The organism is Streptomyces sp. ST2-7A, from assembly GCF_021390475.1.
In the GTDB taxonomy this organism is placed as follows: Bacteria; Actinomycetota; Actinomycetes; order Streptomycetales; family Streptomycetaceae; genus Streptomyces.
This window is the reverse complement of record NZ_JAJUWS010000022.1, coordinates 1-11,544: the sequence shown is the minus strand read 5'-3', so window position 1 is coordinate 11,544 and position 11,544 is coordinate 1. Positions and strand designations below refer to the sequence as shown.

Genomic DNA, 11,544 nt, shown 5'->3' with positions numbered 1-11,544 from the left:
CGCGCGACGGGGGCCCGATCGGCTAACGTCCACGGCATGGCACTCATCTACAAAGCAACGCTCACCCCCGGCAAGCTCGACCTGCTCGGCGGCTGGCTGCCCCACCGGCCGTGGAGCGCGGGCAGCTCCGGGTTCCGGCAGGTCGGCGCCTACCGCTTCGACGACCCGGCGGGCGAGGTGGGCCTGGAAGCCTTCCTGCTCGAGGCGGACGACGGCACGCTTCTCCACGTGCCGGTGACGTACCGCGGCGCGCCGCTGGAAGGGGCGGACGAATTCCTCATCGGCACCACCGAGCACTCGGTACTCGGCACCCGGTGGGTGTACGACGGCTGCGGCGACCCGGTCGGGGTGACGGCGATGATCAGGGGTGCCCTCGGGCAGCAGGACCAGGCCGAGGAGGTGATCGAGGCCGACGGGCACCGGGAGTCGCGTGAGCCGACGGTGCGCGTGCGGGCGGACGGCGACCCGGGGACCCCGGCGTTCACCGGCATCGACACCGTGGCCTGCCGCAACGACGGGCCGACCACGGTGGTCCACGCAGGCGAGGCGGAACTCGTCGTCGTGCGTACCGTCGGCGCCGACATCACCCCGGCGGACGCCACCCTCACCGGCCGATGGAGCGAAGGCGGGCCCGTGGTCCTGGCCGGCGTGCGCTCACAGCCGACGACGCCGTAGCCGGTTACGGCGCCGACCGTCCGGGCGCCCCCGGCCCCGGGCGGCCGGCGCCGGCTTCGACTGATCCCCCGAAGAACCGCCCCCGGAAGCCGACCCGGCCCACCGGTCCGCACCGGTCGAGGGAGGGTCCACCCGAACCGGCACGAAGCCCGGCCCGGCGACGGAGCCATCCCCGCGTGCGCGGGGAGCAGGCTGCATCGCAACGCGCCCGCGCCGCCCAACTCATCGGCCAGACCGGCCGGGCCAACCCACTGATGATGGCCTCGGTGTCGGCCACCGTGCGGGACGGCTTCTTCCGCCGGCCGCACCCGGTACCGCCGGACCTGTTCGGGCCGGCATTTCCCTTCTCTCCACTGTGCTCGGCCTTCGGGGTAATAACGACCTCGCCCTTCAACACTCGGCTATCGACCGGCCCATTCACCCGGAGTTCAGGACACCAGCAGGATCGCGTCCCACGCCGCTGAATCCGGATGAACGAGAAGACCAGCGTAGTCGGCCAAGGCCAGGGCTGTCCCCGCTGCGCCGTTGAGAAAGCCACAAGCGTCAGGGGGCACGGTCAGGGCAGCCCGAGCAGTGACGTGGGCGAGGTGCGGGCTGCATCGGGTGGTGACTTGAAGGAGGCCGGCGGTGCCATGGCAAAGGCCGGAGCCTTCGATGTCCCAGCGGTCCGGGTGACCGACCAGGAGAGTGAGCGCGGTTGCGGCGGTGTGAAGGAGGGTGGGGTTGCCGAGAGCGCGGCCAGCGTGGATGAGGGCGATGACGATGCCGGGAGTGCCGTAGCACCAGGCGGTTCGGCGGCCGGGTGTGGTGTCGGATGTCGAGGTGGGACCGGTGTCGAGGTCGGTGCCGCTGATGTGGGGCGGCCAGAAAGGTCCGGGATCTGCCCGGGTGAGGAGCCAGTGGACGGCGTTGGCGATGGCGTCGTGCTGACCGGGGACGGTGTGGCCGGCGAGTTGGGCGAGGGCGAGGAAGGCGAGAGGTCCGGCGATGCCGTGAGCCATGCCGGTGGTAGCGGCGCCCGAGGGCGGAATGCGGACGGTGGGCGGATGGGCATGGGCGGGAAGCCACCAACCGGGGCGGGTGCCCTGGTCGGTGAGGATCATCTCGGTGAGAGTGGACAGGGCGACTCGCAGCCCGACAGCGGCTTCGGCTTCGTGACCGGTGGAGTAAGCCGCGAGGAGAATGCGGCCGATCCCGCTCAAACCCTTGATCACGTCGTAGACGGCCCAGGGTGTCCAGGGGGTGGAGCCGGTCTGTCGATGGTGGGCGAGTGCTTGGGCACGGGCCGAGAGCCAGGTGGTGGCGCGGGGCACCAGTGCGTGGTGGGCACTGCCGGCGGGGAAGTGAGCGGTGCCGATGATCAGGGATGTGGCGAGAGCGCCGGGACCGGTGTGGATGCCGTCGGACGGGGCGCTGCCCAGCATGCGGGAGGCTGCGTTCCAGTGGTCGGCAGCTGTGTTCGCGTCACCGAGGCAGGCATGAAGGAGGGCGGTGCCTGCCAGGCCATGGCAAAGGGTGTGTGCGGCCCGGGCGGAGACGGTCGATACGACGGACTCGGGGGAACGAAGGGCTCCGGCGAGTTCCCTCGCGCCGGCAGCGGCAAGGGCACGGGGGTTATCGGTCATGGGCGGTGGAGTAAGTCGGCGGCCAGGGTTCGGGCGAGGCGTTCATGACCGGGGTCGGTTCCAAGAAGCCGATTGCTGTGCATATGGATGACGTCGGAGGCGCAGGGGGCAAGGAGAGAGGAGGGGAGGGCGTCGCGATAGGTGAGGAGTGCCTTGCGACGTTCCGCGTGGACGGTGGTCAGGGCAGGTGGGATGAGGGCCGGGGGGTCGTTGTGGATGGTTGAACGAAGACCGTCGCGGCGGCGGCGTTGGTCCGGGGTGAGGCGACCGGGGTTGAGTGTGAGTCGAGCGTGGTTGGGGGCGAGGAATTCGGCGATTTCGGCGGATGATGCGGCAGCAAGGAGGAGTCGCTCATCCTCGGTGAGGGAGAGGGCGAGGAGTGTGAGTTTGCTGTCTGCGCAGAAGAGATCCTCGGCGGCGGTGATGGCCTGCGGGCCACCGTAACGCTCGGTCTCCCGATCGTAGGGCTCCAGGTGGAGGCTGCCGTGCAGTCCGCGTTGGTGAAGGCGATCGACGGCTGTGGCGAGTTGGGGTTGCACGAGAGCGGCCAAGCCGGCGGGGTTGCCATGGAAGCGAAGGCGGAGGTGGGGGCCGAGGGCCGGAGTGGTGTAACGAAGCCAGAACCAACGGTCGATGTCAGCTTGGGCAGTGAGGTGGTTCAACAGGGAAGTGAGTTCGGTCAGGGTGGTGTCGTGGAGCTCGGCCGGGCCGGGCAGGGCCACGGAAAGCCAGCTGCTGCCGGGAAGATAACGGCCGGTTCCCGGCAAGCGAGGAGCGCGGCGCGAACTGGGTGGAGGGCGAAGCGGTGCGTCACGCCGGATGAGCGGTATGACGAGTTCGAGCTGATGACGTTCGCCGTGAGGGCCGAGGAGCACCTCCAGGGCGTCGGAAGAGCCGAGGGGATGGTGGAGGATGCGGGCACCCCGGTGGACACTTCGGCGCAGGAGTTCGCGCTCGTCGGGGTCGCGTGGGTCGAGAGGAAGATGGCGGTCGTTCTCGACGACGACCACGGTGTCGGGGAGGGCGGGACGGACCGAGCGGGACCAGCTTTCGAGTGCGAGGACGAAGTCACCGCGGTTACCCGCTGCGGTGGCCAATTCCACCGGAATGTGCCAACGAGCGGGTGCCAGAAGGATGTTTCGATAGCGCACACCCGGAGTGAAGGGAAAAGTGGAGAGCCTGCCCCAACTCCAGGGGTGCCAGGGGCGGGTACCGGCATGGCCGAGCAGGTGCAGGGTGCGGGCAACCGGCGGCAACAGGCGGGGCGCGATGCGGCTGTGGAGAACCGGGGTTACGGGCCGGTCGTGGCGGGTGGACCACAGCAACAGATGCGTGCCGGTGGTGGTGAGGGCCAGTTCTTCGGGGAGCAGATCTCCCGGTCGGGTGGGAACACCAAGCGGAATACGCCAAGGGGCGGTGCCGGTTTCGACGTTGAGTGTGCCGGTGGCGGCAGTACGGGTGCGGCAGACGATTTCGGCGACCATCGTTCCGTTGCCGTCATCGAAGGGCTCGTTCGGAGCGAGTTCGGGCAGCCAGGGGGTCCAGCGACCCGGTGCCGCTCCGGCGTCCTGGGAACCGGTTCCGGGAACGACCGCGATACGCGGCGTTCCGTTGTTGCCGCCGAGGAGCTGAATGTGGATCTCGGCAGTACGGGGAGGCGGCAGCGGCGAGGGGTTCGCGAGCTGGTCGAGGTCGTGTTCCCGGAGGGAGATCTCAAGAGTGTTGGTGCCGAGGGCATTGGCGAGCAGAGCGGCCAGTGCGGTTGCTCGATCGGGGGCAAGTTCTTCGTCGATGCCGAGCGCATCGTGAGCTGTGGGTGGACCCAATCCTGTCGCCGGGTCGAGGGCTTCGAGGACGGGGACGAGACGGTGGTGACCGTACCGGGCGCAGAAACGGCGGTGGTAGTCACCAAGCGGCGGCCTGCGGTGACCGATGCGCCAGAGGACCGATGCGGCGAGTTCCGCGCTGTCGCCCACGGTCGGCGGTAGACCGATCTCGGCATCCGCGAGGGTGTCCACGGTCAGTGGACGAGGGGAGGAATGGAGGGAGTCTGCGAGGCGATGGGCTGATGACAGCAGCGGATGACGGCGGGGTGAGCCGGGGGGTCGGCTGTCGGCTTCGAAGAGACAGGCTCGGAGTTGTTCCAGAGTGCGGGCGGCCGGTGAGTATGCGGGAAGCCGTTCGAGGAGGTGGTGGATGGGGTCGGCGCGAGGATCGTCCGGTAGCAGATCGCTGAGCAGGACGCCGGCCTCGATCATGTTCAGCACCGCGCGCCTGATGCTGGAAGGGCTTGTACCGGGGTACCGGTCGGCGAGGGCGACCAGGATGTCGGCGGCCCGCGTGCCGGCCGCACATGTTCGGAGCAGCCTGCGGGAGACCTCGGTATCCCGCACACTGCCGATCTCCGCTCCCCGTTCGGTGGGACGCTCGGTTTCCAGACGCCCCCCACGTCGGGTGATCAGGTTGCTGGTGGTCAGGGTGAGGACGGGAAGCAGTTCGGGCTCCTCGTGCAAAAGTCGATCGGCGAGTGCGGTCAGCCATCGTGGGCCGGGATTGGTGATGGCCCGGTGGGTGGGACCCAGCCGCAACGTGGTGGTTCGGGCGGTAAGGGACGCCGCTGCTACTCCTGCGAAGACGCCGTGCGGCGTTGTGCGGCTGCGTGAGCGGATGTCATAGGCGCGCAGAGTCGCCCTGGTGCGGACATCGGTCTCGGCTTCGGACCGGTCGATGGCCCGGTTCGCGAGGAAAACACCCTCGGTCAGAAGGCCGTCGGCAAACGGGCTGGATCCTCGGTGGGGCCGGAGCGGGATTCGGGCCATGGCTACCGGCTGAGCGGAGAACAGCCTGCGGGGCATCGCCTCACCTTTCGTCGGAAGGGGGACGTGGATATGGCGGAGAGCGGCCGGATGCGATGGGCACCCGGCCGCGGGCCGTCGAGTCGACTCAGCAGCCGGTGGTCGGGCCCTGGGGCGGAGACTCTCCGCAGCCGTCCCCGGTCGTGTCGCCTTCTTCCTCATCGCCGCTCAGCCATACGTGGAGTCCTTCCACGGGCCGCTGCTGCAAGTCGAGGTCGAAGGCGTCGGCCAGCTCGGGTGCAGGTGACAGAGGTGGTGACATGTGATTCTCCTTGCGGTGAAGTTCCCGGCACCGTGCCAGGAGATCTGTGTGCGGCCCGCCGCAGGGTGGGCCGCAGGGTCAGGTGATGGTCAGGCGCGCGTCGGACTTCTCGATGACCACTCCGGTGGGGCGCTCCGGGTCGTTCCGCCGGTAGGCGCGCACCACGGGTTCACCCTGGTGGCGCGCGGTCTCGTTCCAACGGACAACCGCGTCGGCAAGTGAGGCGCCGAGGTGTTCCCGATCGGGACCGTGGCCGATGACGCCGAGTTCGAAGCGGTCGGTGTGGTCCGGTGCGTGGCGCAGGGTGAGGTAGGCGAGGGAGTCGTCGTTCCACACGGTGGCCGCACCCGTTCCCAGGACCCAGCCGACCAATCCGCGCTCCATGGCGGCCCGGTTGGCGCGCAGGCGCCCGTAGGGTGCGACCACACCGGCAAGCCAGACGTCCAAGCGCGGCAGTAGTCCCTCCGAGCCCGTCAGTCGCACTCCGGTCCACAGCTCGTGGCGGGTTGTGGAGAACGCTTCGCGGAGGGCGGGTTCGTCACAGGGCTGTCGCTCATCGACGGTGAGCCGGACATCGTCATCGGCCAGGCGAACCACCCTCGGTGCGTCCGCGCTCTCTCCTCGCATGGCGAGGAACCCCGAGACGATGGTGGTGTCACTCCGTAGCCACTTCCCCTCCCGGGCGAAGGCCAGGGTGCGGGACAGCCCGCGGAAGCGCAGCGGAACGACGAGACGCCCGTCGGCGGCCAGTTGATCGAACCACGCCTCCGGAAGATCGGCCGATCCGGTGGTCACGATGATGCGGTCCCACCCCCCGGCCGGGGCATCGACCACCGGCAACGCTCCATCGCCCGTACGGATACGCACACGCCGGTATCCGGTCCCGTCGAGCAGCCTGCGTGCGCGGCCTGTGACGTCCGGATCGATGTCCACACTGGTGACGGCCCCGGCCGGACCGACCAGTTCGGCCAGCAGCGCGGCGTTGCAACCGCCGGAGCCGATCTCCAGTACCCGCATCCCGGGGGCCGAACGAGCCGCCTCCAACATGCGCGCGTGCAACCAGGGAGCCGACACGGAACTGACCGCGCGCCCGTCATCGGTGCGCTTGGTGAAGATGGCCTCCGGTGCTCCGTACACCTCCTCCGGCGGCACCTCCGGCGCGAAGCGGTGGCGCGGGACGGCCCGGAACGCCGCCTCCACGGCCGAGGACACGATGGCTCCTCGCTCCACCAGCCCCCGAACCATTCGCTCACGGAGTTCTTCGGGGGTTACCTCTGTTCCAGCCGTCATGCTGCCCTTTCTCATCGCAGTCCACACCAATCAGTTCTGCCTTCATCCCGGCTCAGCCGTCGCTCGCGGACCCGCCGAGGGAAGCCGCACGGGACGTGCCCGCCCCGGTTAATGGCGGGGACCATCCCCGCGTGCGCGGGGAGCAGAGCCTTGGTAATGGCACTCGCAGCGACCCCGGGGGACCATCCCCGCGTGCGCGGGGAGCAGATTGATCGGGGCGAGGTGACGGCGGAGGAGGAGGGACCATCCCCGCGTGCGCGGGGAGCAGCTCCCCGAACAGCCGCACATGGTCCGTCTCGGGGACCATCCCCGCGTGCGCGGGGAGCAGAGCGACTCGCTGGCCGGCGGGGACCCGGCGATGGGACCATCCCCGCGTGCGCGGGGAGCAGTACTGCCGCACCCACCCCGAACCCAACCTCTGGGGACCATCCCCGCGTGCGCGGGGAGCAGGAGTCCCGACCTGTTCCGCCGGGAGTCCCGGCGGGACCATCCCCGCGTGCGCGGGGAGCAGTTGAACCAGCCGATGATCCAGTCACCCGTGTTGGGACCATCCCCGCGTGCGCGGGGAGCAGGTGGCGGTGCGCACCTTGGCCTGGGGGCCGGTGGGACCATCCCCGCGTGCGCGGGGAGCAGGATGCACCCGCATAGTTGATTGCGCCCCACAGGGGACCATCCCCGCGTGCGCGGGGAGCAGAGTAACTGACCTGGGAGTTTACCGGCGGGGGTGGGTGTTTTTTGCAAGAAACGGGGATTCGGACATTCCGCCTCGCGTGGTAGTCCGGGGCTGCCACACGCGACCACCGTAGCGGCTCCGAGGGGCATAGAGCCGACGGTCGATCGCGCAGCGGTCTGCTCCTCACAAAGGGCCTATCCCGGGTCACCACTTCGGCCTTCCCCGGGAACAGCCTGGCCGGATGATGGGGCGGGCCGAGAGCGAGTAGAGAACTTCCACGTCGCGGAGACCGCAGATACGGTCCGCCCCACGGGCATTCGCGCTCACAGGCCGGCCCTCCGCCAGGGCTTCACGCTGAACCCGTCGGAACACCTCATCCCCGGCCCAGCCACGCAGAACGGCCGCGATGGGTTCCGTGTAGCCGACGGGAGAAGACGTCTTCTCGTCTTCGGCGGCTTCGAGTACGTCCGCGAGTCGGGTTGCCTGGCTTCGAAGCCACGACAACGCCTCCTCCGGGGTATCCGACCACGCGGCGGAGAGGTACCACTCCCCTCCGGCGTCCGGACTCCGCACGACCACTTCCGCCCAGTAACCGCCCACCCCGGACGCGCCCACGGTCACACCTCAACGCGGTAGGGCAGGGAACGGAGTTCGCGGAACACCTCGTGATCGGGCTCCTGCCTCCGGTGGATCACCACCCAGACCATCGCCGCCTCGCCGGTCTCCGCCCGGGGCCCCATTTCGGCGCACCGCTCGCACTGGGCCCGAAAGATCACCGGCCCGCAGGTGGAGGACAGCAGGGTTCGGCCGTATCGGTAACTCACCGGCCCTCCAACCGACGCAGGTGTTCGTCGATGGCACGGCTGAGGGCTGCGGAACGGTCCAGCAATTCGGCGAGCGGTGTGCGCGACGCCGACCGTCGAGTGCCGTCCCCCGAGGGGCCGTCCGTCGAGGAGACATCACACGGTCCCCCGGATTCCGGCCCCGACCCCTTTCCCGCGCTTGCCCGTGAAGCACTCTCGGCATCGGCCGCGAACCCGACGGTGGCCGCCGGACCACGTGCGGAATCGGAACGGATTCGAGGAGCGGTGGACCATCGGCCGTGTTCCTTCTCGGACATGACGATTCCTCTCCGTAGTGAAGCCACTACCAGAAATGCCCAGAGTGGCTTACAGTCGGAAGGGCTTCAACCTGCGTTATCCGCACGAAGACTTGGGTGGGAATCGTTGAACCGGAAAGAGCTTGACCCCGACAAATCCCCCGGAGCCGCCTACGGAGCGCGTCTGCGCAGCCTGCGGGAGCAGCGCGGCTGGACACAGGACGACCTCGCGGAGCGAATGGGCTATTCGGGCACCCATGTATCGGCCGTGGAAACCGGCCGCAGATCCCCAACTCTCCACTTCTCGCACAGCGCTGACAAAGCCTTTGGAACCGGAGATCAGTTCGAACGCCAAGGACGGGCCGTGCGCGACACCGCGCTACTGGAAGGATTTTCGGAATACGTCCCACACGAGATGCGGGCGGCGGAGATCAGACTCTTCGAACTGGGCATCATCCCCGGACTGCTCCAAACCCCCGAGTACGCCGCCGCCATCACCACGGGCGCCGTGCGACGCGGGGCGATCACGGAACAACAGGCGGAGGAACGGTTGACGCTCCTCGCCAAGCGACAGGCGTCCATGGAACGCATCCCGGCCCCCCTGATTCACGCGGTCCTGGACGAGAGCTGCCTCCGTCGGCCGGTGGGCGGCCCGAAGATCATGGCCGCCCAGCTGGATCGACTCCTCGCCTTCGCCGAGTTGCCCAACACCGTGGTCCAAGTCGCCCCGTACGACCTGGGGGAACGACGGTCGTTCGATCTACCCATCTATCTGCTGGCCCTGCCGGATCGCTCCCTCATGGCATACGCCGAGTCCGCGCATCAAGGCCGTCTGGAACGGGATATCCGATCCGTGCAGCCCTTGATGACGGCCTACCATCAGCTACAGGCCGAAGCTTCCTCCCAGACAGCCTCTGTCGCCATGATCAAGGAAGCCAGAAAAGGGAGTCCCCTGTGACCGAACTGCGCTGGTTCACGTCTTCCCACAGCAGCAACGGCGGCGCCTGCGTGGAGGTCGCCGCCGACCTCGCCACCACTCACGGCCTGGTCCCCCTCCGCGACTCCAAGAACCCGGACGGCCCGGTCCTTCGCCTCCGCACCTCCGCCTTCACCGCCCTGGTCGCGGACCTCAAAGCCGACACCCCAGCCGTCAACTGAACGGCCAGGAAAGAAGCGGCCTCCCCCTCACCGGGCAGGTACATCCACGACTTCTCCCCGAAGCACAAAACGTCCCAAGGGCTCCTGCGGCCAGCCGCAGGAACCGGCAGAGATACATCGAAGCCCCGTCGCACCCATACATCCGCGACGGGGCTTCTCCCACGCCCGGCCACCCACCGCGAGCACCGCACCTCCCCGTAGCCCGAACAGCAACCAACCCCACACACGCCGAGCGGACCATCCCCGCGTGCGCGGGGAGCAGCCCCAGGGCCGCCGTCGGCTGCGGGGCGGGGAGGGACCATCCCCGCGTGCGCGGGGAGCAGCACCCACCACGGAAAGCTGAGGTGAGTGGGGGGACCATCCCCGCGTGCGCGGGGAGCAGATCTCTGACCAGTCGTCGGGGTAGCGGTCGCGGGGACCATCCCCGCGTGCGCGGGGAGCAGGTGAGCCAGGCGTCGCGGTCCATGTCGCCGGGGGGACCATCCCCGCGTGCGCGGGGAGCAGTCGCTCGCCAAGGAGATGGGCTCTACCACCGCGGGACCATCCCCGCGTGCACGGGGAGCAGCCCACCGCCACCAGCACCCCGAAGGCGCGGCGGGGACCATCCCCGCGTGCGCGGGGAGCAGCCGGTACGGGCGTCGGGTTTCGGCGGCAGGAAGGGACCATCCCCGCGTGCGCGGGGAGCAGGCGGGCAGCGTCACCCGCCCGGAGCCCGGCTCGGGACCATCCCCGCGTGCGCGGGGAGCAGTCGTCACGGTCCCCGACGCGCTTACCGCGCCGGGGACCATCCCCGCGTGCGCGGGGAGCAGATCGTCCGCCGGATCACGGAAAACCTGCCCGAAGGACCATCCCCGCGTGCGCGGGGAGCAGGCGATCGCGTCGGCCAGTTCATCACGGGCCCGGGGACCATCCCCGCGTGCGCGGGGAGCAGACTCCCTGTCGGTAGATCAATTCGGCCCGGTCGGGACCATCCCCGCGTGCGCGGGGAGCAGAGCTTGACCGGCGCCAGTCGGGCGATCTGGCTGGGACCATCCCCGCGTGCGCGGGGAGCAGCAGCTCGGCGAGGTCACCGACGGGCGGGCGCTGGGGACCATCCCCGCGTGCGCGGGGAGCAGGAGAGGTGGGGCCGCCCGCATGGGATTGTCGGGGGACCATCCCCGCGTGCGCGGGGAGCAGTTGTAGGTGACGGTGCCGCCGGCACGTGGACCGGGACCATCCCCGCGTGCGCGGGGAGCAGAGCCAAATGGTCGATACTCGTATGGGCCCGATAGGACCATCCCCGCGTGCGCGGGGAGCAGCCGGCTTCGGCCGGGGCGGGGGCACTTCTGTCGGGACCATCCCCGCGTGCGCGGGGAGCAGCCTCCTGGTCGCCTGCCCCGGTGGACTGTTCGGGGACCATCCCCGCGTGCGCGGGGAGCAGGCCACCACCACGACGTCGGCAGCAGACGCCGAGGGACCATCCCCGCGTGCGCGGGGAGCAGACCCCCAGTGCGAAAGGCAGCGTCAGGACGTTGGGACCATCCCCGCGTGCGCGGGGAGCAGTCTTTCGCGCCACCGACAAGCAGAAAACCGCAAGGACCATCCCCGCGTGCGCGGGGAGCAGGTGGACAGGGACTCCGGTGCGATGTTGTCGATGGGACCATCCCCGCGTGCGCGGGGAGCAGGATCTCCCCGTACTGAACGTCCCCCCGGCAGGAGGACCATCCCCGCGTGCGCGGGGAGCAGAGTAACTGACCTGGGAGTTTACCGGCCGGGGTGGGTGTTTTTTACAAGAAGCGGAAACTCGGACATTTCGTCTCGTCCGGGGCTCCTGAACATCCGCATGGACACCACCGTAACCGGTTCCACCGACGCCGACCCGCCCCGTGGCACCCCCGAAAAGGGCGGGACAGGGTCGGCCGGGGGTG

At 69.5% G+C, this 11,544-nt stretch carries 8 protein-coding genes and 2 CRISPR repeat arrays; of the genes, 3 read left to right on the top strand and 5 right to left on the bottom strand.

The annotated features are described in order from the left end of the window. Positions 1 to 36 precede the first annotated feature (36 nt). Positions 37 to 675: a 1,4-alpha-glucan branching protein gene (locus tag LZF96_RS14785; protein ID WP_233871619.1), complete on the top strand. Its 639-nt coding sequence runs from the start codon at positions 37 to 39 to the stop codon at positions 673 to 675. Positions 676 to 1,103: 428 nt separating this feature from the next. On the opposite strand, the gene LZF96_RS14780 is transcribed toward LZF96_RS14785, so the two are convergent. The 5 genes from LZF96_RS14780 to LZF96_RS14760 all read right to left on the bottom strand — a co-directional run bounded on the left by LZF96_RS14780 (position 1,104) and on the right by LZF96_RS14760 (position 8,204). Continuing rightward, a complete protein-coding gene (locus LZF96_RS14780; RefSeq protein ID WP_233871617.1) occupies positions 1,104 to 2,300 on the bottom strand; it encodes a lanthionine synthetase LanC family protein in 1,197 nt (398 codons plus the stop codon). After that, on the bottom strand, positions 2,297 to 5,155 hold the full coding sequence (locus LZF96_RS14775) for a lantibiotic dehydratase (RefSeq protein ID WP_233871615.1): 2,859 nt from the start codon (positions 5,153 to 5,155) through the stop codon (positions 2,297 to 2,299). Before LZF96_RS14775 ends, LZF96_RS14780 begins: the two co-directional genes overlap by 4 nt. 88 nt (positions 5,156 to 5,243) lie before the next feature. Next, positions 5,244 to 5,417, bottom strand: coding sequence for a hypothetical protein (locus LZF96_RS14770; protein ID WP_233871613.1), 174 nt, complete (start codon positions 5,415 to 5,417; stop codon positions 5,244 to 5,246). 78 nt (positions 5,418 to 5,495) lie between these two features. After that, entirely contained in the window at positions 5,496 to 6,707 is a 1,212-nt protein-coding gene (fxlM, locus tag LZF96_RS14765; protein WP_233871611.1) for a methyltransferase, FxLD system, read from the bottom strand. Positions 6,708 to 6,824: 117 nt separating this feature from the next. Continuing rightward, positions 6,825 to 7,401: direct repeats of the CRISPR family, unit length 29 nt; unit sequence GGGACCATCCCCGCGTGCGCGGGGAGCAG. A 596-nt stretch (positions 7,402 to 7,997) separates the two neighbouring features. Beyond that, positions 7,998 to 8,204 carry a hypothetical protein gene (locus tag LZF96_RS14760; RefSeq protein ID WP_233871609.1) on the bottom strand — a complete coding sequence of 69 codons (207 nt, stop codon included), beginning with the start codon at positions 8,202 to 8,204 and terminating at the stop codon, positions 7,998 to 8,000. Between the two features lie 402 nt (positions 8,205 to 8,606). Between LZF96_RS14760 and LZF96_RS14755 the strand changes: the two genes are divergently transcribed. Both LZF96_RS14755 and LZF96_RS14750 read left to right on the top strand, forming a co-directional pair. Further along, entirely contained in the window at positions 8,607 to 9,437 is an 831-nt protein-coding gene (locus LZF96_RS14755) for a helix-turn-helix transcriptional regulator (RefSeq protein WP_233871607.1), read from the top strand. Beyond that, positions 9,434 to 9,637 (top strand): DUF397 domain-containing protein, encoded by a 204-nt coding sequence (locus LZF96_RS14750; protein ID WP_233871605.1) that lies wholly within the window; start codon positions 9,434 to 9,436, stop codon positions 9,635 to 9,637. Before LZF96_RS14755 ends, LZF96_RS14750 begins: the two co-directional genes overlap by 4 nt. A 233-nt stretch (positions 9,638 to 9,870) precedes the next feature. Continuing rightward, positions 9,871 to 11,362: a CRISPR direct-repeat array (repeat unit 28 nt; unit sequence GGACCATCCCCGCGTGCGCGGGGAGCAG). Positions 11,363 to 11,544 lie beyond the last annotated feature (182 nt).